Origin of the sequence: Yersinia entomophaga (assembly GCF_001656035.1) — a bacterium.
GTDB classification, from domain to species: domain Bacteria; phylum Pseudomonadota; class Gammaproteobacteria; order Enterobacterales; family Enterobacteriaceae; genus Yersinia; species Yersinia entomophaga.
Map to the genome: position 1 here is coordinate 1,176,996 of NZ_CP010029.1, position 26,196 is coordinate 1,203,191.

Genomic DNA, 26,196 nt, shown 5'->3' on the forward strand with positions numbered 1-26,196 from the left:
GTTACAAGAGAGTCTCACTAAAAATTACCGATTGTGCTTATCTCAGGTAAACATTAATCGTGACGCATTCATATGGTCACTGATAATGGAACGATAAAATTCTGGTGCCAATATGAATGGCACCAGAAAAGTTCGAGCATAAGCTATTATTTAAAGTTATGGTTAATTTAACTTTATAATTCTGAGTTTCGCTTTGTAGTGCTGTGAGTAATAAATTTATATAGGGATATTATTTTTTTTGGTTGTTATCGCAGCTTGTGTAAAAATGAAACACCTCACATTATAATTCAGATGGGAAATACTTTTTAACTAAGGCGGAAAGGACTGCGAGCGTTTCTTCATCCATTTTACCGTCATAGCACTCTGGGCGAAAATGTAGTTGGAAAGCTCGAATTAAAATCTCATAACCTATGTTAGTATCAGCACTACTGGTATCATAACCATAAATATTAAATAATTTTAGAATTTCATCTTTATCCGGCATGGAGTGATTATACTGGCATAAATATTCATTTTTTGTTTCATCATCATACCAGGCTCCGACGCCACACATATACAGTTCAAACCACGGGAAGGCAGCCCCGGGATCACTTTTACGCCCCAAGGAAATATCTGAATGAGCCAATACATGGGTGGGGGATATATCCGGATAACGTTGTAAGATGTTAAGCGCTAAATCTTTTACGGCTTCAATTTGCTCATCATTATAGGGTGGGAAAGTAAAATTACCATTATTATCAGATGCCTGGTTAACAATCTCAATGCCAATCGAACTGTCATTCAGATTGGTTCGCTGGTGCCAGCGACTTTCCCCTGCATGCCAGGCCCGATCATTTTCATCTACCAAATTAAATATACGCAGCTCGTCAAATCCGGCGGCTATATAGCTCGGATCCATAGGATCTGGAATTAAATAATGCGAACTGACTAACGGGCCAGTTAATGCGGTGATCGAACCGGTGAAATCAACGACGGTATAGTGGAGAATCAAATATCTAACGCGTTTATCGAATCCTTTCACAGCACGGAATGAATTATAATCTATATTTATTAATTGAGTGTTTTCCATTTAAGTACTCCTTGTTATTTGTGAATGATTAAAATTATTTTATTCATCTTGCCGTCCATTAACACCGATTGAGATTTACATTAATTTAATTTAATCGAACGGGCAAGTTTGATTTTAAATTATGGTGCGAACAACGACCGTTTTATATCACTAAGTCAATGTCGTATTGAATAGAATCAATAGCATATAGAGATGACAAAAAGTCATTCAGCTCATCTGATTGGTGTGAAACTTAAAAATCATTAAACATGACATCTGAAAGTTGTGTGTTACTTATTTAATAGATTTATGAATGGGCCGGGGAAACTAAAAAAATACTGGCGCAGCATTTATCAGATACAGGATGGTTCAGGATTTTATTTCTACTAAATTGATATCTTCGCATCTTAAACTCGCTAAAATGACAGAGACTCATATTAATGACATTATGGATGGGATGCTTAGTTATAATATTCAAGTAAGAAATTATTATTTTAACCGCCTGTTGAAGAACCAATAAAGAGCCAATGTAGCCGCTACGACCTGGAAAAAGTTATGCTGGTAAATATGTCTGTGGCCATGCTGACGACCTTAGGTTACCCCGGCGCTAATTGGCTGGATAACGTATCTCTCTGATCTGTATGTGGCATTTTTTGTGGTTGTGGCCGTATTCCTGATTATTACTTTAGGTGCCTATACATTACAGTATTAGATTTTAACTGAGTGGCAATTGTGCCTTTTATCCTGATTATCTTATACCGCAAGGAGTTTCAATGAGCGTCAAACTTATCGCAGTTGATATGGATGGCACCTTTCTAAACAGCAAAGGTCAGTATAATAAATCTCGTTTCAGAAAACTGTATCAACAGTTATTGCAGCGCGGTATTAAATTTGTTGTAGCCAGTGGCAACCAATACTATCAGTTGAAAAGTTTTTTCGATGATATTGACGACCAAATAGCTTATGTGGCTGAGAATGGCGGATATATCGTTGATAAAAAACAGGAAGTTTACTGTGGAAAGCTACCTTCTGCGCAGGTGGCTCAAGTGCTGGAATGCATCAGTACCTTATCGGGAATCAATTTTCTGGTATGCGGTAAAAAGAGCGCTTATATGCTGGAGACTGGCGCTCCCGATTTCTTTAATGGAATGCGTACCTATTATCACCATCTCAACACAGTCTCTGATTATGCGCAGATCGATGACGTTATCTTTAAGTTTGCCCTTAGTTATGAACAAGATGACGTAAGCGGGCTGATGGATGAAATAACACAAAAAATAGGTGACATTGTCACAACTGTTTCTAGCGGACATGGTTCTGTAGACCTGATAATTCCCGGGAATCATAAGGCTAATGGTATCAAGCGAATCCAAGGCATCTACGGTATTGCAGATAATGAAGTCATGGCATTGGGTGATGGCGGTAACGATCTGGAGATGTTAAGACACGCAGGTTACAGTTTCGCTATGGAAAACGGCTCGCTGGCGGCAAAACAAGCGGCGAAATACCGTGCTCCGGCAAATAATGAGGACGGTGTATTAAAAGTGATCGATGATTGCTTGAATAATCGACCACCATTTGATTTATACCACAAATAAATGATGCAACTACGTGAAATCAGCAGGGTCATAGCCGATGATTTTTCTCAGATTTCACGTAGCGCGATCGGAAATAGGCAGTGGTTTGCTGCTATAGCCAACAATTAATCGATGAACATCCCGTGAGCATCTCGATTAAAATTAATCTTAACGCAGTGTCATTGGTCAATGGGTAGTCAGGTCGTTCACATTAAAATTGGTTCAGAAGAACTGGAGTACTCGAAGGAGCAAGTTGAGTGAGCGAAGCATTCAATGAGTTATCGGTTAGCGGGAATACATGTCGGTCAGTAAAAGATATAGGTAACAAAAGAATGAAGCTGTGAATGAGGAATGTTTGCGAGCTTGACTAAGGATGAGTGCATTATTCAGAATCAGGTTTTAGTTGGGATAAATAAAACCCAAAATGAGCCTGGAATGAAGAGCAACAGGAATAAACAGCCAATGGATAAGGATTAAGGCCAAAATCGGGAAACTCACACACCTTTACCTCGGTTCGCATAATGTATATTATGTTAAATAGAATATGATGGTTGTTAATGAGTTCATGCACCATATCTCGGTGTGTTTATTAAGCCCTTCCCTTTAACAGAGATGCCTCGCTAACTTTGCCATAACAGCGCTTGACCTCCGTCCTTCCGCCTTATTGATTAAATACCCGCCACGGATAATACTGCTAAAGTAAGATTCTAAAATCTCGTGGAACTGGACATGAAAATTATTATCATAGTGCTTGTGTTGTGTATGAGCGCCTGTACATCTTCTAAGCATATAGGTATTAGCGGCGGTTCGGGTGGGATTTCGGGCGTTAGCATGGGCACTGTTATTCGGTAATTTACCGCGTATGTGGTTGATTATAGTGATGACGAATACCGCCTTTCGCGGCATGAACGGTTGTTTCCCTCGTAATATCCTCGATGCAATCTATGGTATAGAGAATAAATGTGAATACAGTCAGGAAATGTGGGACGGTTATCAATAGATACCTTTTTTGTTAATTTTATTACCCGCTATGACTTAAAAACTCTCGGTTTGCAGTACCAATCCTAACGCAGAATATACAGGCCGTTGCAGACTGACATGATGATCAGTCTGCATACAGCTGAGCGAAGCAAAACCGAGAGTGAAAATCAAACCCGCGCTTGGTTAATTAACCACGTAATAAGATAAAGTGGCTTTATCGAGGTGAATATCACATCGATTCTTATCCTCATGAGGCGTTTCCGCTACGGTAGAAACCAGCCATTGCCCTTTCGCCGTAATAGGTAGCGTTAATTTCCCATTGCTGTCCGTCTGGCCTTTTAAATCCACATCTTCAAAGGCGTAAGTGTGCGCCAAGGCGGGATGAGACAATGTATTATTTTTTTCATGGGCGTGATCGTGATGATGGTGTTCATGACCCTGTCCCTCGGCGTCGCTGCGTTCCTCCCCATCATTAAAAATAACGCCAAAGGTGTGATTCGCCAAAGGTTTACCGTTATACAGCAGTTGTAATTCCAAATCGTCGCCAATCGACAGTTCATTCGGATTCTGTAATGGGACAAACTCTAATCTTAATCCCATCGGTTGGGTAATAAACGGATTGGCATCGGGATTTTTCACAAAGCTGATGGTTTTACCGGACATAGTGTTATCGGTGCAAAAACTACCTGGCCATTGGGTTTTATCTTCTTCCTGACGCCATTCGTCTTTCTCCCCTACGCGCTTCACTGACCAAATAGTTGGCTTATAGGTAGACAGAGCGATATAAGAGCCAGGCTTCAAGTTCTCCTGCTGGAATTTGACGTTTTTACCGTCGATGTTAAAACTGTATTCCTTACTGCCGTTGGTCAATTTTAGCGGGGCAAAGAAATGCAGTCTTTGAGCCGGAATCGCTTCCCCATGTGGAAATCCGTGACCATAGGCCATTTCTACCGTTGCCGTAGTGGTGTTCGCCGGAGGCATATTGGTCCATAAATCATGGGCGCTGACCGTTGAATGTAACAACGAAGCGCACAGGCCAAGAGAAAAACACAGGGTATGAGTTCGATTCATTTAACTACTCCATATTTAATATCCAACAATATCTGGACGTTAAGGTCAGCTATCCCTTCCCGGCCACAGAATTTGAGTGTGATAATGTAACAAACTTCATTTCCTACGGCGAATGTTTTGTTATGTTATAACATAATTATCATCGCGGTAATTAACGATATCTCACAAAGTAGCGATAGTGAACATGGCCGCATAAATGCTCTGTAATGTTCTGCATGAAGCCATAACCCCCCTTTCCCGTTGAAGAATGATGAATTAGTGCTTTCATCACCTTTTCTATCGTATGATTGAAATCATATGCATTTCTAACAACTTGATTCCCCCAAATACGACAGCCGTCGCTCACGAGCTCATTTCCGCTTTTCAGCCACGAGCTATAGATAAAATCCGGTTTATAGCTATTTTTTTATAACTGTTTTTTATAACTATTTTGTTTATCACCCCTAGGCTTGCAATGACTAGGTTTATAGACATGAGGCGGGAATAATTAAGCCTCCTGAAAACTGCCGGAGAGAATCATTCAGTGAGAAATTACGATGAAAAAAAGTAAGACGCTGTTCTGGCGGCACGCTAGCGCCCTGTTTGGTTGGGCGTTAATCTATTATGTTGCGGGTGTGGTTTCGCAACAGTTTGATTCCCCGGCGTTTCAAATATCTCTGGTGTGGTTTCCCTCCGGGGTGGCTGTCGCTGCCTTTTTGGCGGTCCGCTGGGGCTCGTGGCCGCTGCTGTTCTTTATTTTTTCGATGGTGAGCGTTCTACTTGAACAACACTGGCGCGAAGATGTGCTCAGTGCGTTGTTCTATTCCGTCCTGTCGTTACCTGCCAGCGTGGTTATTGCCTGGATAGTGCGGCGTTTTGCTCGCCCCAATGACGATTTGCACGCTATTTTACTGTGGATAAGCGCGACTCTTATTATCAGCGCGCTGGATGCATTGATAACCGGTGGCGGAATTGCGTTGGCGGCAGGTTTACCGCTATTCAGCCTGTTCTGGGTCAGCCTGATTGCCGACGTGACCGGCATTCTGTTTGTGACCATCATTATTATGGGTTTCCTGAATATCAGAGTGCGTTCCGCTCGACTCACGCTAAGGGCAAAGCTGGCGGGAGCCGTTGTTTGGTTACTCCTTTGTGCTAGCACCTGGCTAATCTTTTCCGGAAAACTACAGGATTTCGCGGCCAGCGGCGCCGCGCTGTATTTTGCGCTGTCCTGCATTCCTATCGCTATCGCTATCGTGCTATCGATTATAGCCGGTAATCGGGGCGGTTCGCTGGCATTGCTGACATTGGGTGCCATTGTGATTTTTTATACCTATCAACACCAAGGTCCATTCTTCTTACAAGGGCTTCATAGCGGCGAACCCTTGCTGCTCACTCAGTGTTATCTGACCGCCACGGCTTTATTGATGGTATTCCTGCGTGGATTATCTCACTCAATACACAGTTTCAACCCAGAAACCGGTCGTATTGAAGGAGACGGGGTGATGTACCAGCTAAACCTGGAATCGGGCGAAATCCTGTGGGATAGCGACATTGGTGCCCTATTCGGTGAGCGAGGATCGACCGCTTTCCTGCATATTGATGCTGTATTGCCGCGCATCCATCCGCAGGACAGAGAAAAACTGAAACAACATTGGCGGGCGGCAGAAGGTCGGGAGCCGCAAGGTGCTTTGGCGTTGCGCATCCGGACAGCCAACGGAGAATGGCTTTCTATCGTGGATGGCGGCTGTGTGCTGCTGACCGGTACTGAAGGTAATCGTGTGATGGGTAACTGGCAAATTAGCCAGTACAACTAGATTAGCCCGTACAAACAAGGGAAATAGAGGTATGAACCGTTATTTACCGCAGAGATGCCTACTATGATTCAAATCGCCCTGCTGTTATTTGGCGTTGATTTTGTCCGCTCCAAAGCCCGATTTCTTGGTTTTCTTGGCGCAGTCTGGGGATTAATTGGCATCGGGATTTTTATCGATGGTATCGATGGTACGCTGTATTTTCCCATAAAGACCTTTGGCGTGCTGCTATTACTGGAAAGTCTGGTGACGCTCAGCGTGGCCGCCAGCGGCGTAGGCGCACAAAAAGCAGTGCTGTATTTTAAAGGCGGGTTGTTTTGTTTCGTGGCGCTGCTGATCCTGTCGAATAAAACCTACAGTAATCTGCTGCTGGCGATTATCTTCGGCTTTGCCTATTTCATTATTGGTGCGTTAGTGATTGCTTCCGCCTGGGTGGTTCGTTATCCCCGCTGGAAACAGGCAATGGCCGGCGGAGGCTGTCAGATTCTATTCGCCATGTTTATGTTTAGCCCTTATCCCACGCACTATCAGGCTACTGTGTCATTCTTTCTGGGTGTCCTAATGTTTATCAGCGGGGTGAATACCCTACTGCTGGCAAGGCGCGCCAACCAGTTGAGTGAAGGCACTTCGGTATTCGCGCTGTTGGCTCCTTCGGATATTCTGTCCGGATTGACCAAAAAGTCTGCGGCAAAACCGAGGGCACTTCCACCTGAGCATGTGGATTTCACTGGACCACTGACCGTGCATATCTGGACGCCAGAAGGTGCCGCGAGTGCCAGAACCATTCCGCGCCCAGTGATCAATCGCTATATTGCGGCGGTGGATACACAAGGGGTGATTTCCACCGGCCATGCGGCGCTGGAATTATCGCCGAAAGTGTACATCAGTCTGTATCCCGCAGCGGATATCGATCGTTCTCCATCCGAGTTCTTGCGGTTGCTTAAGGCTACGCGCGATAACGACGTTGACGGGAGTTTTCAGCCGGATTACGCCACCGAAGCGGCCAATTGGTGTGAATCAGACAGAAAAATATTATTCCATGAATACAACGGTCCGGCGCTTTTGCGCTATTGGGACGTTTATCAGCGCCAGAAAACCTATAACCTGACATCACGTAATTGCTCCAGCAGCGTAGCATACGCGTTAGAAGCGTCATTAGATGGCGTACTGGCCGAACAGGGGAAACACTGGCGGCCAGCGTTACGAACCTTGTTTATGCCTGAACTGTGGATCGCAGCTCAGGTTCGACGACGAGCAATAACCATGGCCTGGACGCCGGGTTTAGTGATGGATTATGCCCGTGCGCTGCGAGCGATTGTGCATCCGGTGCCACAATCCTGGTATCAGCGAATGCCGTGGAAATGGCGCGTAAGCGATGATAATAAGGCGGGAACAGAAACTGATAAGATTTTTTAGACCCAATCTTGTTGATTAAAAGTGACGGCGTCACTCATTCGGTGACGCTGTCGTCGCATTCTGAAAGCGTAGGTAGCGAAAGTTTAACGGAACGGAGGCTCGTTAAAGGTGCGCAATTTACGCGAGTGTAATTGGTCGCCCTCTTCGCGTAACAAATCAATGGCGCGAATACCTATCTGCAAGTGTTCGGAAATCGCCCCCTCATAAAAATGGTTCGCCTGACCGGGCAATTTGATTTCTCCATGCAAAGGTTTATCCGAAACGCACAGCAAAGTACCGTAAGGAACGCGGAAACGATAACCCTGAGCGGCAATGGTCGCACTTTCCATATCCACGGCGACGGCGCGGCTCAGGCTAAACCTCAGCGCTGAAGCAGAGAATCTCAGCTCCCAGTTACGATCGTCCGAAGTGACCACCGTACCGGTACGCAACCGCTGTTTAACCTCTTTCCCCGGCATTCCGCTAACCGCTTTGGTCGCGTCATACAGCGCCCGCTGCACTTCGGCAATGCTGGGAATGGGAATATCCGGCGGTAATACGGCGTCCAGAACGTGGTCATCCCGCAAATAAGCGTGTGCCAGCACGTAATCCCCAATCGCCTGACTTTCCCGCAGTCCGCCGCAGTGTCCAATCATCAGCCAGGCATGAGGCCGCATAACCGCCAAATGGTCACAGATCGTTTTGGCATTGGATGGACCGACGCCAATATTCACCAGCGTGATTCCCTGCCCGTTTTTAGCGATCAAATGGTAGGCCGGCATTTGATGTTTTTTCCACGCCAAATCCGAAGTGGTTTTTTGCGGATCGGCGTTTTCCGCCGTGATAAAAGTGCCTCCGGCGCAGGATAATGCCTCATAAGGGCTACTCGGATCGAGAATCTGTTCGCAGGCCCAACTGACAAACTCATCCACGTAGCGACTGTAATTGGTAAATAGAATATAAGGCTGAATATGTTCGGCTGGCGTACCGGTGTAGTGTTTCAAACGCGCCAGTGAAAAATCGGTGCGCAGCGCGTCAAAGTGAGACAGCGGGAAGTTCTCCGTCGCGGTATCCAATCCATCGGTAATACCGTCGCCAATCTTGGCTAGATCGGTGGTGGGAAAGTGCTGCGCCAATCCGGCGGTCATGGTGCGGTCTAATACCAGATCTGAACCGTCGATCACAAAGGGATAGGGCATATCTATTTGTGACGGCGTCACTTCAAAACGTGCGCCGTACTCACCTTCCAACAGAGTCAACTGTTCGGTGAGATAGCGACGGAACAACGCTGGGCGCGTCACCGTGGTGCTGTAGCAGCCGGTTCGGGAAAAACGTCCATAAGCGCGGGTACGAATATTGTCGCGGAACTGGCCTTCCCAACTGACGCTTAGCTGAGGATAGGCAAATAAACCTTTGGCACGTTCTGCCGCATCGGGCAGTTTTCCTTCGTGCACAAAGTCGCTGATAGCTTCTCGCAACGCAACTAATGCCGCACTGTACAGCGCCTCGAGTTTATCCAACGCCTCCGATGCAGTGAGATGAACACTATCTTGCGTTTTTTTCAAAATATCTCCTTAAAGCAAAGGGTAAGGCGTTTGATTTAGCTTACTAATATAGTCGTCTTTAGGAAATGATTGATATAGTGATTTAGTTTTATCAGAAGAACAAACAGAGCCACCTTCCTGAATCCTTTCTTGTGAAATAAACAGTATGGCTCTCTGCACAAAATGGAGCATTCCAAGCTGACTACTGCCGAAATCATCTATAGTGTTCTGTCTGCTATATGGATGACAGATTTTCTGAAAATGGCCTCAGTGCTGAAGGAACCATGGTAAATAATATAAACGGCCCCGATCATACTAACAAACACCCTATGGCGGGTTTTCCGCAAGTTTGTTACATCAAAAATACGGTAACTAATCCCAATATTATTATCGGAGATTATACCTATTACGATGATCCTGATAATTCCGAGGATTTTGAGCGCAATGTTCTGTACCACTTCCCATTTATTGGAGATAAATTGATTATTGGGAAATTTTGCGCCATTGCCAGAGGTGTTAAGTTCATTATGAATGGTGCAAATCACAAGATATCAGGCGTCTCGACTTATCCTTTCCAAATATTTGGAAACGGCTGGGAAAAAGTAGCCCCTTCTCCTGAAGATCTCCCGTTTAAAGGCAATACTGTGGTGGGCAATGATGTGTGGATAGGATTTGAAGCGCTAATTATGCCGGGAGTGAATATCGGTAATGGCGCGATAATCGCGTCCCGTTCTGTCGTAACCTCAGACGTACCGGCCTATTCGATCGTTGGCGGTAATCCAGCAAAAGTCATTCAATATCGTTTTGCTCCAGACCTGATTGTTAAACTTGAGCAACTAGCATGGTGGGACTGGCCAGTAGAAAAAATCACTCAGAATTTATCGTTAATAGTGTCGGATGACGTGAATGCGTTGGTTTCAATCATGGATATCTAGCTAATGTTGGCAGAGCTGACCTGCGGCGGTTTCCCCGTGGTCAGCGAGTAAGCCATATGAAATAGCTATAACGGAGACTATCTGCGCCAAACGGTAATTCCGACTTTCCGACTTTATCTCCCTCCCTCCTTTTATTCATGCCGAATTAATCAGCGTCGAACAGTTTATTTATTTTCTCTCGATTCTTACCTTATTTGTAAGAAATCAGATAGTGCCAATCACTGCCATTTGAATAATAAGTTCACGCCCATATCTGATATTCAATACCATTATTTATTAAGTAGTTACCTGTGTTATGTCATTTGATTTGGCCAGTAAAGATGTGGAATCTAGGACTTCCCACAAGGGAGAAAAAAGGTAGCGCCAAATGGCTTCAAGGTTATAGGCGCTATAAATAACAACATTACACCCTTTAAATTAAGAGAGAAATATATGACGACTAACAATTCACAACTGAGACATGGCCGAATTACTACTCCTAAAACTCGCGGATTAGTGGCAACCGATTTAGGATTAATCGGCGAATGGGAAAATAATGAAATGGAAGGCGGGAAAAATTTCCCTGACTTAAACGCGGGTCCGGTTCCTGCGCCGTTCCAGGCGGATAATCCAAGTAATATTCCTCCTAAGGATGGGTTGATTCTCAGCGGCGGCCACGCAGGCAACCGTGAATCGGTCAACTTTACCGATCAGGAAATGCAGCAAAAGCTGCGAGCGCTGGGCAAAGCCGATGACAGTTTCAGTTGGCCTAAAATTGCGGTAAAACCTGGCGAGCTGTTTGACGTCAAATGGGCCTACACCGCCCCTCACACCACTCGCGGTTATCGCTGGTTTATTACTAAGGACGGTTGGAATCCGCAGGCGCGCATCACTCGCGATCAGCTGGAAGTGGCTCCGTTCAGCGAAGATTTCTACCCGTTCGTGCCTTATTACTCACATCAGGCTAAATTGGTAGCAAAAACCAACCATCAGGTTCTTTTACCTACAGGTAAAAAAGGCCATCACGTTATTGTACTGCTTTGGATCGTGGCGAACTCTGGTAATGCTTTCTATCAGGCATTTGACGTTGATTTCGGTGCATAAACCCCATGGGTGATGCTTGACTATAATTGTTATCGCGACGCCGGTCTGCTTAGGAGTACCGGCGTTTTTGCCTTGTTTCCCGCTTTTCTTCTTTAATGTCCCTCTTTTGTACACTATCCCTGGTTCGCCCCTATCTTTTCGCGTCAATTTATTCCGTATAGCGATTGTTTTTGATAAACAAGGGGTGGTTTTGCCACCTATTCAAGCGTTTGATTGGTGTTAATGAGAATTAAAGTATCCGCTGTTGCAGATAACACATTATTTTCTGCGTTAGACATCTCTCATAAAGGGTCCCTTTTGCGTGGCAAAATCATTTTTACGCAGTGGAAATTTAGATGACATGCTTGCCTTGGGCGAAAATGGGCAACCGGTTTATGCTTCGGCACTCCAGCTTCGGGAAGCGTTACGCTTAAGAAAACAGCAACATATTGCTGACTGTCTGGCGATTCCTCAGCCAAATGAAGACGGCGACCGCATGGATTGGTATTCCCCTATATCAGGCAAGGTTACCTCCTGGATTGCGGCCAGCCATAGCCAGCGCACTTCGGCCATAAAGCAACTGGAAATGTGCCAGGCCACGGTGGCGGCGATTAGCCAACGCGCTCAGCAGGCGGAAAAAACCGGTCATAAGCTATTCGGCGCGCTGTTGGCAAAAGCCTTCCAATTTCCCGATCAGAATCACGTTTATTTGGTAGATGACAAACCAGTCATTACCTTCTGGGGTTTCGTCAATCTGGATAAAAAATCCCGATCCGACGCTCTGGATTGCCTGCGTGCCACGGTGCATGAGCCAGCCGTTGAGATGATGCCAGCGGCTGCGCCGGTTAGCCCGAAAACAGCGTCTGCCGCGACCATACCGCCGACGATCCCCGAGCCGGTGATTGCCCCGCCGCCACCGCCAGTAGCAGAAAACCAGCCGGTGCCGCCAAACCGCTGGCGTCGCCTGCGTTTATGGCTATTGTTACCGGCCGCCGCCGTGATTGCGGTTTTAGCGCTGCAACTGTCAGCGACCAAGCCTGCCCCCGTAGCTAAGCCTGCAGTCAGCCCAACCGTGACCAAACCGGCCACTAAACCGGTAGAACATCCTGCTTCAAAACATCCAGCTTCGGCAGCTAAACCCGCGCCTATCGTGGCCGCCGCCCAACCAGCGGCAGACAAACCTGCGGCAGAAGTCGAAAAACCCGCGCCGACAAAGACCTCAGAAGCGCGGCTGCCAAACCCATTGCCGGTGACTCATGCGACAGTGATCGCTCCAGTCGTACCTGAGCCACCTGTGGCTGCCGCAGTAGAAACCGTTGCCGTGCCGATTCCGAAAGATGCGTTGGTATTGCCAGCGGACGCGGTAAAAATCGGCTCCACCAAGTTTCTGAATGGCCGCTGGCGTGTATTTGTGGATATCAAAGATCCACTGACGGGCAAACCACCGGTACTGAAATACCAGATAAATGATGGCAAAGGCACCGCCCGCATCACCTATGGTGACAACATCAGTTGCCGGGTCAATGTTAATGCCGGTCTGATGCAATCTGGCAATCTGGTGATCAATAGTCGTACCAAGGCCCGCTGTAGCGATGGTTCCCGTTACCAGGTTCCCGAACTGGTGTGCAAACAAGGCCTGACCGGCCCCGCTGAATGTACCGGCCGCTATGACGCTGAAACCCTTCTTCCAATGACGATGAAACGTGAGAGTAAATAAACACTATGCTGGCAACGATCACGGATTATAAACAACGAATTACGCTGATTCAGAACAGCGGGATTCAATTTTTGGACTTTGCCTTAACGCCCGTCGTGGATGCCGATTTGCCCCATGCCTTTGTGCGTAAAAGCGCCAATGGCCCATTATTGCGTTTGATGTTTAATCAAGAACGTGGCAAATACCTGTTACCGGTGGCGGGTTCAGCGCCTGAAGTGGTGAAACCTGAATTCAGTTTCCCGCTGGATCAGTCACTTAAGTTGCTGGAGAACATCTGGCTGCCTTTACCTTTCTTACGCTTTAATCCGCCGCGTAACTTTATCGGTGGCCCGGATAACTGGGCGCGGATGCAGATTTTAGCGTTGGAAACCCCGGATCAGGACGGCAATACTCACCGTGTCTGTTTGGCGTTTGATACCAAGGTTTATCCTGAAGGTCACGATAACGAATTCCTGGCGCCCACCGAGCATGATATTGATACCGGCACGCATTTTGCGCTGGCATATCAAAATGATGAATTAGGTGAATTTCTCGATCTGACCTGGGTAGACGGCTGGCTGCGGGAAACTTTTATTCAACAGGTTAGCCAGCAGGAACAACGTACCGAGCGCGAAATTAAGGCCTCGCTGCGGGAATTTGAATATCAGGCGCACTATCTCAACCTGCTGGATATGTTAGGTAAGCAATTAGGCATACCGGACATCAAAATGACCACCGCCACGCTGCAAGAGCCCGCGGTGAACGTGGATCTGATTCTGGACGTAGGGAATTCCCACACGTGCGGCGTTCTGGTGGAAGATCACGGCGACGGAATCAACGGGTTGCAGCAGTCTTACGAGCTACAACTGCGGGATCTCGGCCAGCCACATTTTTTGTATAATGAACTGTTTGAAAGCCGCGTCGAATTTTCTCAAGCGGCCTTCGGCAAGCAGAATTTCTCGGTGGAAAGTGGCCGGGACGACGCCTTTGTCTGGCCGTCGATCGCGCGCGTAGGCCGCGAAGCCAGCCGAATGGCGCTGCTGCGTCAGGGTACCGAAGGTGCAACCGGTATTTCCAGCCCGCGCCGCTACTTATGGGATGAAGAGAGTTTCACTCCTGGCTGGCGTTTTAGCCGTACCGCCACCAAATCTCACGGAGAAGCGCCGGCGATCGCCCTACCGTTGACCAATCTGATCAATGACGAAGGCCAGCCACTCTACGCTTTGCCGTTGGAAGAACGTCTACCGGTATTTTCCCCTCATTACAGTCGCAGCGCCTTGATGACTTTCATGTTGTCGGAACTGTTGGCGCAAGCGTTAATGCAAATTAACAGCCCAGCGCAGCGGCAGAAAATGAACCATGCCACCGCACCGCGCCAATTGCGTAATATTATTCTGACGCTGCCGTCGGCCATGCCGAAACCGGAGCGCGAAATATTCCGTCGCCGGATGCATGAAGCCATTGGGCTCATCTGGAAAGCGCTGGGCTGGCATCCGATGGACGATGATTTCACCCGCGCTGAAGATAAAGCCAAAAGCCGCGTACCTGTGCCAGACGTTCACATGGAATGGGATGAAGCCACCTGCGGACAGATGGTTTATCTGTATAACGAAACTCAGGTGAATTTCGGTGGCCGCACCGAAGCCTTCTTCGCCAGTATGGCGCGTCCGGATAAACAGCTCGCCGCAGATGAAACAGCAGGGAAAAGTCTGCGTATTGCGTCGATCGATATCGGCGGCGGCACCACCGATCTGGCGATTACTCAATACGTTTTAGATGATGGCGTTGGCAGCAACGTAAAAATCACCCCGCGCCTGCTGTTCCGAGAAGGATTTAAAGTCGCCGGCGACGATATTTTGCTGGATGTGATTCAGCTTTATGTCTTGCCAGCGGTGCAGGCCGCGCTGAAAAAATCCGGTGTGCCTGCTCCTGACCTGCTGATGACTAAATTATTCGGCAATGATGGCCGCGCCGATGGGCAATCGACACTGCGTCAGCAAGTGACTTTGCAGCTATTTATGCCGCTGGGGCGCGCCATTTTACAGGCATATGAAGGTTTCGATCCGTTAGACAGCAGCGCCGAGATCGACGCTAGCTTTAGCGAATTGCTGATTCAGGCTCCCACCGCGCGCGTGCTGGACTATCTGAATACCGAAGTGCAGCGTGAGCTGCGCGCCGATGCTGAGCCTTTTGATATTCTTCAGGTTGCGCTGATCGTTAAACTCAGCAAACTGCACGCCGAGTTTCTTTCCAACCGAATGAACCTGACCCAAAGCCTGCGTTCGCTGTGTGAAGTGGTGTCGCTATACGATTGCGACGTTTTGCTGCTGACCGGCCGTCCTTCCCGCTTCCCCGGTATCGCCGCGCTATTCCGCCATTTACAGCCGTTGCCAACGAACCGGATTTTGTCGCTGGATGGTTATCACACCAGTGAATGGTATCCGTTTAACAAACTGGGTCGCATTGATAATCCGAAATCCACTGCCGCCGTCGGTGCCATGCTGTGCCTATTGGCGCTGGATCTGCGTCTGCCGGGCTTCTATTTTAAAGCCGGTGATTTTCAGCCTTATTCCACCGTGCGTTATCTTGGTATGTTGGACAGCAATAACACCCTAAGTACGGATAATCTGTATTACAGCGATATCGATTTGGATTCACCGTCCTACCAGTTACCGGCGAAAGGCAGTTTCCCCGTGCGCGGCGCGCTGTGTCTGGGGTTCCGTCAGTTGGATAACGAACGCTGGCCCGCTTCGCCACTCTATACTCTGTCGATTACTGATACAGAATTAGCGCGAAAAGTGGCTGGCGACGGAGATCTGCGGGTAAGACTCGCGCTGGTGAAAGGTGTGCAGGATAACAGTCCGGAACGATTCGAAATTGCCGAAGCGTTACTCGGAGACGGCAGCCGCGTGCCGCTGCAACATTTACGACTGAAATTGAATACTCTGGCCGGTAATGGCACCGGCGAGACGCATTACTGGATCGACAGTGGGAGCGTATTTAAAAAATGAAATCTTTAACACCCGAACAGCTGTCGGCCACGCTCACCCATCAGTTACAGGCGGTTGTGCAAGGCATTGATCACAGTTTTGGCTGGATTGAAAGCTGTCGCCAGCAGGCTCCACGTCTGGATACCGAAGCTGAGCGGCTAAAAATCAAACTGCGCCGCCATAGGAGTGAGGCTCAGCGTTTGTCAGTTATTTCTTCTGAAGCAATGACCATCGGGTTTTTTGGTCAGTCTCAGCAGGGGAAATCCGCGTTGATTACCGCGCTGACCACTAACGGCGACAATAAGCTGGAAACCCGCTTAGGGGATAAAACCTATGATTATCTGATGCATATCAATCCGGATAATCAGGCTACCGCATTGGCAACCCGTTTCACCCGCCAGAATGTGCCAGAAGATCGCGCTTATCCGGTACGGCTCTCTTTGCTCAATGAAACCGATTTAGCCAAGATGACGGCCAACATCTTCCTGCATGATTTTTTACAGGAAAAGGCACTTTACCAGCCTGATGCCCACTCTATCACCGAACATCTCAACTTATTGGCGATGCATCGCCAAAGTCAGGCCGTGAGCGGTATCACGGAAGATGATGTGGTGACGCTGTGGGATTATTTGCTGCGTCAGGATAAAAACAGCCAGTCCCTACTGAATACGCATTTCTGGCCCACGGCTATCGAACTGGCGCCCTGCCTGAGCGTAGACGATCGCGCGCGTTTGTTCTCGCTGTTATGGGGCGAAATCCCAGCGTTAACGGCAGCTTATCGTCACTTTGCGCATACTTTACAGCATCTTAACGGCGCCACTGTGGTATTGGCACCTTTGAGCGTATTAGTTGATGACCTACAGTTACCGGCGAACGGCCTGATGAATATGACCACGCTGGCCAACCTGAATGCGCCGTCGGATATTTCGGTTCAGGTTAGGCCGCTCTGTCAGGGGGAAAAACAACGGGAAGTGACATTGTCACTATCTGAGCTCACGCTACTGAGCGCCGAGCTATGCATCCCGCTACACTCCGCCCCGCGCGATCCGGCTTTTGCCACCGTTGATATGCTAGATCTGCCCAACTGGGGAGCCCAGCTTGATACGCCTATGTTAAGCGAATCCGAAAATTTGCCGCGTTACCCGTTGGCACAGAATTTTTTGCGCGCCAAATGTGAATATTTGCTGGATCGCTATACCGACCATCAGGCTATTAACCTGCTGATGTTATGCAGTGCCGCGGGTCAACGTTCTGAGGTGAAAAAAGTCGCCAAGGCATTGGATTACTGGGTAAAAAAAAACTCAGGGAGAAAATGCGCAGGTGCGTGCACGTCGTCATCCGGGGCTAATTTGGGCGCTCACTCCTTTCGATCAACGCGTCACTCATGGCCAGCATTATGACGAAGCGGTACAGCGTCAGGTTGGCAATCCCGGTGATAGCTGGGGCTCGGTGCAAGCGCTGGATGAACGCGGTACCGAACGAATGGCGACCTATTTAATCGGAGAAATCGCCCGAAATATTAAAGGCGAGCGCCTGACGGAGCAACTGCATGAATTGCAACGGGAGTTGCAGGATAATCTGCTCGGCCACTGGTATCACTCCGAAGGTGTCAGCGATCCGCAGAAAAGACAGCGCATTGCCGAAACTTTGATTAAAACCCTGCAAACTCGTACCGGCGTTCACGGTGAACTGCTGGAGCGTTTATTACCTGCCAGAGAGGAACTGCTGCGGTTATTCCTGCAACAATCTCACAGGGTTACCAAACAACCGCGAGCCGATCAAAAGATAGCCCAAACCAGTAGCGAACCCTTCAGTGTGGGGATTGAAATCGATTTATTTAGCGAATTACAGGAAGATGTCGACACAAACCTCGACGTTACCCCATCATTCACGACAAATAACGACTTCAGCTATGCCAAAGAGGTATACCGCTATTGGATCAACCATCTGCGTAGTTTGCCAGAAAATGGCCCATTAGTGGCTCTGCTGGGCGTGTCGAAGCCGACGATTGAAATGCTGATGGAAGAACTGATTACCGCCAGTATTCGTCTGGATATGGAAGGTGCCCTACAGCGCAAACTGGCCGATCAGGAACTGCCAGGTACACCGCGGGAACAGTTGGCAGATCAACAAGTTTCGCGTGCGTTAACCGTGCTGGGTGATTTTGTCGCCTGGTTGGGATTCCTGCAAATTGAACCGGCGCAGCGTCCAGACAGCCGGATTAATCGCGGGCATAAGATTTTTGCTCAGCCAGAAAAACCGGTAGCAAACTGGGGCACATCCCAACGTTTGACTCGTTTGGCTCTAACGCCAACCAATACCACCGCGTTTTATATTTATGACTGGCTGGTTGGCCTCAATGAACTGATTATGCAAAACCTCGGTTACTCGGCCGGAAAAGAATTGAGCGTGGCGCAGCGCGATCGGTTGGGTGCGATATTGCAGTTGATTAAACCTATGGCACTGTAGCCAGAAAAAGGTGCCTGCGGGTTATTAACCGTCCGGTTATTTTTGTCTGCGCTTTCCCCCTTCCGCTTGCGGCCTTGAATATCAGTGGCCGCAGGCGGAATATCTGTCATCAACCGCCAACGGCTACCTTTTTTTCCCCAGGCTTTTTATCTCGCTGAATGCTGTTTTTTAATCAGCTTAAAGCCAGACAAACTTTCCAGCATATTTTCAATCTCCGGCCATTCCCCGTAGCCCGCCGCCGTATGAAAATGGCCACCGCCTGATTTTATCACCCTCTCACTGCCCCACTGACTGGCAAACTGCTGCGCGCGATCCAGCGAGAGATATTCGTCATTATCACTGCAAATCAGCGTGCTGGGGAACGGCAACGGTTTTGACGGAATGGGGCGCTGCACCTGAATAGCCGCCGGTGCCGTAATGGCATCCACATCGGCCGGAGCGACCAATAATGCGCCAATCACTTTGCCGGAATGGTAACGCTCTGCCCACTGAGTCACGGTAATGGCACCGCAACTGTGGCCTACCAGAAAAATATTACCGGGAATACCGTCGATAGCGCGAGCCAGCCTCTCCCGCCACGTGTCACGATCCGGATTATCCCACTCTTTCTGTTCAACTCGCACTGCATTGATATATTTGCGTTCGATAAATGACTGCCAGTGTTCGGGGCCGGAATTGGTATAACCGGGAACCAGCATAAAGGTACATTGAATCATGGGATATCCTGCAATCAGAAATAAAACAGATATTGAGTCTCGATTATAATGGAACAGTTTTTAGCAACGGCGAGTTCAGCATCGCTACCGGGGAAATTACCGGTGCGTCCAGCGGCACATTTTTGCCGTAGCGCTCTTTGATTTTTTGCTGCACGGCCGGTGCGGTCAGATTAAACTCTCTCACCTTTTGCAATTGACCAATTTCTAGCCCGGTGGCTCGTTGATACATTTTCCACACCAGTTCGGAACAATACATCCGTTCATTAGACCAATCAAAAGTCAGATCGTAAGGCTTGTTTTGGAAGGCTTTTCCTTGCTCATGCAGCTGCCTGACCTGCGCTGCGGTCAATGGCGTCTTTAACCGTTTCACCAGATACTGCCCGCGGGCACCGCGTTTGATCCAGCGATCCAGCGGTGTGTATCGCACCGTGGCAACCGCTTCATAAACATAGGGTTTTCCCTGCTTAAACAACACTATTCCCATATGGCTATAGCGGGAACCGGTAGCAAACTGAATGGCCTGACTTTGGGATGAAGTAGACGAATGGAAGATAATGTCGCCTTCCTGCGGCTGATAGGCAAAAGCCAGCGCGCTGAAAAAACAGCCCAATAGGACAAACGCCAACTTTATCATCGAGATATATCCCTATCAATGTCGCTATTAATCACAGCTGACATCCTAACATCCTTCCGTGGCAGATATATCCATGAATTTTTGGTAATAAAAAGGGAACTGACGTTATTTACAACAGGTCAGTTCCCTCACACAGCCATCATTTATAGACTAGGCAGCGTTAATTATGCCGCCGCCGCTGCTTCACTCACCAACTGCTGTAGCTGCGACCATAATGCTTCTACATGGCGGCGCTCAGTGCCCAAAGTGCCAATGGAAATTCTGACCATCCAACGCCCGCCTAAAGTTGCCGTAGTCACATAAGCATTGCCCGACTGATTCAAGGTTTCCGCCCAAGAACGGGTGTAGGCATCCAGCGCTTCTCCTTGTAAACCCTTCGGTTCATGCCGCACGCACAGCGTTTGCAAATTCAGCGGAGCCACAAGCTTCCAATCCTCATGTTCCGCCATTTGCTCTGCTAACCAGCGGGCATTATCGATATCGCGACGCAACCGCGCCTGTAGCCCTTCAACGCCCTGCTCACGGATTAAAAACCACAGTTTGAGCGCCCGGAAACGGCGTCCCAGCGGAATCCCCCAGTCACGATAATTACGTACTTGACCGTCAGCCGTCGACTGTAAGAAGCTCGGGTTGGTGCTCATAATACGAATCAAATGCTCCGAATCACGTACACAATAAACCGAACAATCAAAGGCAGCTCCGAGCCATTTATGCGGATTCAGCACCACCGAATCGGCTTTTTCGATCCCAAGCCATAAGTGACGGAATTCCGGCAAAATCATCGCGGAACCCGCCATTGCCGAATCGACATGCATCCACAGCCCGTACTTCTGGCTTATATCACCGATAGCATCCAGCGGATCCATCGCCGTGGCCGCCGTGGTTCCGGTGGTAGCAATCACGATACAAGGACGGTTTCCAGCGGCCAGATCCTGCTGTATCGCTTTATCCAGTGCGTGGGGAGACAGGGCGTTGTGCTCATCCGTGGCGACTAACCTGATGTTATTTAAGCCAAATCCCGCCAGCATCGCCGCTTTGTTCACGCCGCTATGGGCTTCCTGCGAGGTATACACAATAAGCGGCGCGGCGCTATTTTGCATGCCGTCCTGCATCAATGCGTAGTCGGAAGTCCGTTCCCGTGCGCTGATTAATGCCACCAATGTCGCAGTCGATGCGGAATCCTGAATGACGCCACTCCATGCATCACTCAGACCAATCATTTTTAGCAGCCAGTTGGTCGTGACTTCCTCAATTTCCGTCAATGCCGGGCTGGATTGCCAAGATAGGCCAATTACGCCTAGCCCGGTACTCAGGCAATCACCTAATACCGATGACAGCTCAACGTTGGAGGGGAAATAACCGAAAAAGTGAGGATGCTGCCAATGCAATAAACCGGGCATCACTAGCGATTCCACATCCGCCATAATGTGTTCAAAGGATTCGCCTTTCTCCGGCGCGGTCATTGGCAGATTGGCTTTAATCTCACCCGGCAGCGTATTCGGATGCACCGGCCGCTGCTCAATATTCTGGCGATAATCAGCAATTAAATCGATCATGGCGTGACCATGCCGACGAAATTCATCAGGAGTCATAATTTATTATCCTAAAAGGAAAAAGTTAATGCCGCTTAGCACCAGAAATAGAATGGTTCATTGGTGTTATAGCCGATAAATGACTGCATGCTGATGCGTTTGCCCGAATCAAACCCGCAAATTGCATGTGGTCGACGCGTATTAATAATCACCAGTTCATTCTTTTGCGGCTGAATTCGCAGCGGGAATTGCAGACGTTCCTCTGGTAATTGATCGCCCTCAAACAGTTCGACCTCATCAAATGAAAACGCCTCCGTGTCCCATACCATTAATTCTCCCCCGGACGGTGGAGTTTCAATATAAATATTGGCGCTAAACTGATGTTCTAATTCGGCTATGGAGAATGGTAGGCAATCCACGTGGGGAACCGTTTCGGATAGATGAGCCGTCTCCGGGAACATGGCGCGGATAATCCCGGCAAACATCGGTTTTCCCTCAAAAGATGCGGTAACCGCTCCGTCTGGCCAATGTTGTTGGAAATGGTCAATCAATGCCTGCACCGGTGGTTTTGCTGGCGCGCAAATATTATCGATCAGTTCACGCATCTTGGCTGCATCGGCATAATATTTCTCTTTGGCACCGTCGCCATCAGGCTTGCCGTAGGTCATATTGAACGGCGTCCCCCAGCGATGCACGCCGTAGAAATTCTGCACAACCTGACCATCTTCATAAGTTTCATGGGTGTACTGGTGCAGTTTTGCCGTTTTATCGATGTAATCATTCAGCGATGAGGCAGTTTCTTCCGTACAGTAGTTAGGGATTCTTATGGCAAGAATTTCGCCACTGATTAACTTTTCCAGACTGCGTTGGTCAAGTTGTTCTAAGGTCACAATTTTGGATTGGCTAGCCGTTGTGGTCTGGTTGGTGATGTCTTGTAGGTTAGACATGATGATGATACTACTCCGTTAGTTTATATTCACTCATCAAAACCCTTTAAATACAAAGGATTACATTATCATCACTGCATTTTTGAGAGGATGCGCCAACCTGAGGCAATGGCTTCATTCAGCGTTCCCTCGCTAATAACCAAAGATGATAATAGTTATCTTTACCAATAAATAATCGCCTGTATATAACAAAATTAATTTATTTTATGAATATTTTGATTTTTTTCGTATAAAGCTATTTGTCTATAGTCCTGACCTGATAAAAAACCAACAAATACTGATTATTTATCCACCTAAAGGCCCACTTGAGGGAAAAATCGGGGAGATTGAAACAGATGTTGAATGAAGTGGTTAAAAATAAAATCTATTAATTTCAATGATAAATAGATTTTTTATATGCGTATAGCCCAATGATTTGATGACGAGATAGAGTGAACCTTGCCAAAATTGGCAACGCTCTACCCTATTGACTCTGCGGTTGTTTACAGATTAAAGACTTTAGGCGAGGAGTAAATGCTGCAACTCAGTTAAAGAACTGACCTGATAGCGCGGTTGAATTCCTTCTGGACGCGCATGCCCCTGAGTATTTAACCAGCAAGTATCAATACCTGCGTTAATTCCGCCCTGAATATCTGAATGCGGATTATCGCCTACCATCAAGATTTGCTCTTTGGGCGGATTTGCCATCAGATTGAACGCATACTCGAAAATTCCTACGTCCGGCTTGGCTACCCCTACTTCTTCGGAAATAACCAGCGGCGAGAACACGTTCTTCAAACCGGTGCGTTCCAAACGAACATTCTGTAAGTCAGTAAAGCCGTTGGTAATAATCCCCAATTGAGCTTTACCATGCAGCGCATTAATTAATTCCTGCGCGCCGGGAAGCAGAGCGCAAATATCCGCCATCGCGACCAGAAACTCACTGTTTAGCGTATGGGGCGATACGCCCAACCTGTTCGCCCACATTTCAAAACGAGTGCTTTGCAACTGTGCGGCATTAATTTTCCCGTTTTGATAATCCACCCACAATGGCTGATTAACCAATTGATAATGCTCATAATCCTGTAGCGTAAATTCAGTTTTGAAGCGGGAAAACATCAGTTTTAACCCTTGGTAAGCATCAAAATGAAATAGCGTTTCGTCCGCATCAAAAAGTATCCACTTGTACTTCATTCTTTCTACGACTCCTGCGGTTAATACGCCACTTGGGTTCCTGATTTTATCTTAGCCGGCTATTCTCCGGTAGTTTGTCTGTATGAGCAACCTTACAACGCCATACATCGTGCAAAATATCAGATCAATAAAAGCCTGATTCGGCTTTCTGACCGGATATTTACTCGGCTACGCCGCTAAAGAGCGCAGTATGGTACGGTTGATTTTTACTGGGCGATTGCCTTCGGTTAATGGCAAATTGAAAACCGAGTGCGTTTTTTCATTCAGCGTAGACAAGGCTTCATCCAATGGGAGTGCCATATCTTCCGCAATATCGATAAGTTCATCTCTGGACCACAGCAGCCGACCAATTAATAAACGTAATAGCGCCGAATGATCGGCATCTAATCCAAAAATTTCCACCGGTTTTACCCAGGTGGCCATGGGCTGAATAGGCTTAGATTTTTGTTCTACAGTAGCGGGAAACATCGTTGATAGCACTTTATACAGTTCGCGACTTTCCTGCTGCAATTGCGCCACTCTGGCATTATCGTTAATCATTTTAGCCGTGGTCTGAGTCACGCTAACCGGCGGTGATTGATGCAGGTCGGTATAGACCAATTTACTGTCCAGTGATAACCGCACATAAACCCGCTCCAGAAATTTCACTTCCTGCGGGGTAACTTTGCCATCGGCCTGAACCAGGTGGGCCAAAAACGCGGCAATAGCCCGTCGGGTTGTGACACTGAGCGGCTCCATTTTTTTACGTAACGCGCCCAAGGTGCTGGTTTTCTTTATTCCCGGCTGTAAATACGCTTTTAAGCGCATACGTTGACCGGGGCTGATATGCCCCCAGGCATCGACATGTTGGCTGAGCATCATTAATTCTGGCTCAGAAATCCCGCCGTCTACCATTACCGCCGCGCAGGCCAGATCGAGCGTTACCACCGTTACCCGATAAGCCGGGAGCGTTTCTGATTCCGTTGCTAGCACCGTGATAGGAAACAGTGCAATCGTATCCTGTGCCGACGGAGTAATATTATCGGATAAAATATCAGGTTCGACCCCAAGCTGTATTTTCTCCATAGCTCGGACTAACGCCATGACTTTATTACGCGTCACCTCTCCGGGGCTATTTAAGCGGGTAAATAGTTCGTTGTAGGTCATGAGCAGTAACCCGTATCCCACCCGCTCTTTGATATTGTCCAATTCTTGCTTTAACGCTTCTGGCCACAGCGTCATTGGCAGTAGCAAAATAGCTTCCAGATCGTTAATTTTATCGGGATTGAGCGCAATAAACTGGCTGTAACCGGCTAACTCGGTGTAACAATCCTCCAGAATCAGCCTTAGTTTCTCTCTGCTATCTTTAGCCACGACCACATCAGGCAAATCATGAATACGCCGGGTAAACTGTTGATCCATCAGCCCTGCGGAAGCCGAACGGTAGCAAATCTGTAGTTTGGTTTTATTCATAGGCAGTATGAAACCTTGCGGGAAATACTGTCTATATCGCTGTTGGAACAGCTGCGAGAAAACGCCAAAATTGCGCGTAGCGGCAATATTATGCGGCAAGTTAGGATCAGATAATGCCCAGGCTACGGCCCAATCCGCCGGTAATGGATGCTGGTCAACGGCTAACTGCCCTAAACCGATTCGTAAACCTAATGGTAAATCTGTCCCGTAGCTGCCAATCGGCGGCGAAGAAAGATAAGTTTTTTCCGTGGGATCGAGAGGTGTGAGATAAACCAATAAGTTACGTGCACAACGTTCGAATTCACGATGCTCGCCATAAATTCCGAGTAAACGGATAATTTCCGCTTTTAACGCCGGTTGCTCATTTTTGGCTGCAACGTCTACGTTTGCGTCAATCAATAAGCGATGTTCTAATCCATAGAAGAACAGGAAAACGTAGCCAATATAAGCTTCAGGAGCCTGACGCCCTTCTGCCAGCCATTGCAAATAAGCGCGGCGAGCCTCTGGCGATATCATGGAGTAGTTAGGACGTTCATCAGTCAGCGGCAAAGACATATCAACATGATCGGCGGCCACTTTCAGCGTTGGGTTAATAAACGCAGGCTCTGCGCCACTGCGATTACTTTTCAATTTATTCCCGATGTAGATCATGCCATCCGGTAAATTAATTCCGGCCACCACGGCCAGTTCCCCAGGAGGCAGCCAAGAGGCTCGCGATAGTGAGCCTTGAGGTAGCACTGAAGCCTGATAATTTTGTTTATTCAGCTCATCTGCCAGCCTGAAAATATAAAACTCATCGTCCGATTGCAGCGGGAGCGTCGCCGAGATGTCCCTCTCGTCGGAAGGTATATCGGAAAGCAAAGGCGAAGGTTCAGTTGCCAGTTCGAGCTTCGGCTTAGAGACACGCTTTGCGGCTTTCAAATAATGCCAAAAGAAGAAAATGCATAATAGTGCAGCACCAACGGCTATTGATGTTTCTTTTGGCAGCAGTGATAGCAAAGCCAAAAGAAACATTAACAGTATGACCCAGCCAGTTGTGGCAGATTTTATCTTAGTCACGATGGTTTATAAGCCCCTATCTTGAAATAATAATTTTTATGCTGCCCTTAAGGGCAATTTCTTAATAATAATTCTATTTTTATAAAGTACGCATTGCAGATAGCCGAAATCTCCCCGAGTTAATA

Annotated in this window: 16 protein-coding genes and 2 pseudogenes; 9 read left to right on the plus strand and 9 right to left on the minus strand. The window is 47.8% G+C overall.

All coding sequences use genetic code 11. The features are described from left to right. Nucleotides 1–280: 280 nt before the first annotated feature. Entirely contained in the window at nt 281–1,069 is a 789-nt protein-coding gene (locus tag PL78_RS05295; protein ID WP_064513764.1) for an N-acetylmuramoyl-L-alanine amidase, read from the minus strand. Between the two features lie 525 nt (nt 1,070–1,594). Between PL78_RS05295 and PL78_RS20750 the strand changes: the two are divergent. Next, a pseudogene (locus PL78_RS20750) lies at nt 1,595–1,760 on the plus strand (MFS transporter); the annotation flags it as partial. Nucleotides 1,761–1,821: 61 nt separating this feature from the next. After that, nucleotides 1,822–2,646, plus strand: a complete 825-nt coding sequence (locus tag PL78_RS05300) for a Cof-type HAD-IIB family hydrolase (RefSeq protein ID WP_064513765.1) — start codon at nt 1,822–1,824, stop codon at nt 2,644–2,646. Nucleotides 2,647–3,789: 1,143 nt separating this feature from the next. Here the strand turns inward: PL78_RS05300 and PL78_RS05310 are convergent. Next, entirely contained in the window at nt 3,790–4,677 is an 888-nt protein-coding gene (locus PL78_RS05310; protein WP_064513768.1) for a DUF4198 domain-containing protein, read from the minus strand. 536 nt (nt 4,678–5,213) lie between these two features. On the opposite strand from PL78_RS05310, the gene PL78_RS05315 reads away from it, so the two are divergent. Beyond that, the gene (locus PL78_RS05315; protein ID WP_064513770.1) at nt 5,214–6,470 is read left to right on the plus strand and encodes an MASE1 domain-containing protein; all 1,257 of its coding nucleotides are present in this window, start codon (nt 5,214–5,216) and stop codon (nt 6,468–6,470) included. 63 nt (nt 6,471–6,533) lie between these two features. After that, nucleotides 6,534–7,883, plus strand: a complete 1,350-nt coding sequence (locus tag PL78_RS05320) for a hypothetical protein (protein WP_064518263.1) — start codon at nt 6,534–6,536, stop codon at nt 7,881–7,883. An 83-nt stretch (nt 7,884–7,966) separates the two neighbouring features. Here PL78_RS05320 and PL78_RS05325 read toward each other — a convergent pair whose 3' ends face one another. After that, nucleotides 7,967–9,427 carry an AMP nucleosidase gene (locus tag PL78_RS05325; RefSeq protein WP_064513772.1) on the minus strand — a complete coding sequence of 487 codons (1,461 nt, stop codon included), beginning with the start codon at nt 9,425–9,427 and terminating at the stop codon, nt 7,967–7,969. A 263-nt stretch (nt 9,428–9,690) separates the two neighbouring features. Between PL78_RS05325 and PL78_RS05330 the strand changes: the two genes are divergently transcribed. The 5 genes and pseudogenes from PL78_RS05330 to PL78_RS05350 all read left to right on the plus strand — a co-directional run bounded on the left by PL78_RS05330 (nt 9,691) and on the right by PL78_RS05350 (nt 18,558). Further along, entirely contained in the window at nt 9,691–10,341 is a 651-nt protein-coding gene (locus PL78_RS05330) for a Vat family streptogramin A O-acetyltransferase (RefSeq protein WP_071889752.1), read from the plus strand. Between the two features lie 432 nt (nt 10,342–10,773). Continuing rightward, on the plus strand, nt 10,774–11,424 hold the full coding sequence (locus PL78_RS05335) for a lytic polysaccharide monooxygenase auxiliary activity family 9 protein (protein ID WP_064513774.1): 651 nt from the start codon (nt 10,774–10,776) through the stop codon (nt 11,422–11,424). A 301-nt stretch (nt 11,425–11,725) separates the two neighbouring features. Further along, nucleotides 11,726–13,120, plus strand: coding sequence for an SrfA family protein (locus PL78_RS05340; RefSeq protein ID WP_064513775.1), 1,395 nt, complete (start codon nt 11,726–11,728; stop codon nt 13,118–13,120). A 5-nt stretch (nt 13,121–13,125) separates the two neighbouring features. Then, nucleotides 13,126–16,110, plus strand: coding sequence for a virulence factor SrfB (locus PL78_RS05345; RefSeq protein WP_064513776.1), 2,985 nt, complete (start codon nt 13,126–13,128; stop codon nt 16,108–16,110). Beyond that, nucleotides 16,107–18,558, plus strand: a pseudogene (locus PL78_RS05350) (putative virulence factor). The gene PL78_RS05345 and the pseudogene PL78_RS05350 overlap by 4 nt, the downstream one beginning before the upstream one ends. Before the next feature lie 146 nt (nt 18,559–18,704). Here the strand turns inward: PL78_RS05350 and PL78_RS05355 are convergent. The 6 genes from PL78_RS05355 to PL78_RS05380 all read right to left on the minus strand — a co-directional run bounded on the left by PL78_RS05355 (nt 18,705) and on the right by PL78_RS05380 (nt 26,071). After that, nucleotides 18,705–19,274, minus strand: coding sequence for an RBBP9/YdeN family alpha/beta hydrolase (locus tag PL78_RS05355; RefSeq protein ID WP_064513779.1), 570 nt, complete (start codon nt 19,272–19,274; stop codon nt 18,705–18,707). A 43-nt stretch (nt 19,275–19,317) separates the two neighbouring features. Further along, nucleotides 19,318–19,905, minus strand: a complete 588-nt coding sequence (locus tag PL78_RS05360) for a YiiX family permuted papain-like enzyme (protein ID WP_064518266.1) — start codon at nt 19,903–19,905, stop codon at nt 19,318–19,320. 167 nt (nt 19,906–20,072) lie between these two features. After that, complete coding sequence (locus tag PL78_RS05365) at nt 20,073–21,500, minus strand: pyridoxal phosphate-dependent decarboxylase family protein (protein WP_064513780.1); 1,428 nt, start codon at nt 21,498–21,500, stop codon at nt 20,073–20,075. 35 nt (nt 21,501–21,535) lie between these two features. Continuing rightward, nucleotides 21,536–22,387, minus strand: a complete 852-nt coding sequence (locus tag PL78_RS05370; protein WP_064513782.1) for a 2OG-Fe(II) oxygenase — start codon at nt 22,385–22,387, stop codon at nt 21,536–21,538. A 498-nt stretch (nt 22,388–22,885) separates the two neighbouring features. Next, nucleotides 22,886–23,560, minus strand: a complete 675-nt coding sequence (yjjG, locus tag PL78_RS05375; protein ID WP_064513785.1) for a pyrimidine 5'-nucleotidase — start codon at nt 23,558–23,560, stop codon at nt 22,886–22,888. A 168-nt stretch (nt 23,561–23,728) separates the two neighbouring features. Beyond that, entirely contained in the window at nt 23,729–26,071 is a 2,343-nt protein-coding gene (locus tag PL78_RS05380) for a tellurite resistance TerB family protein (protein WP_064513786.1), read from the minus strand. Between the last annotated feature and the right edge of the window lie 125 nt (nt 26,072–26,196).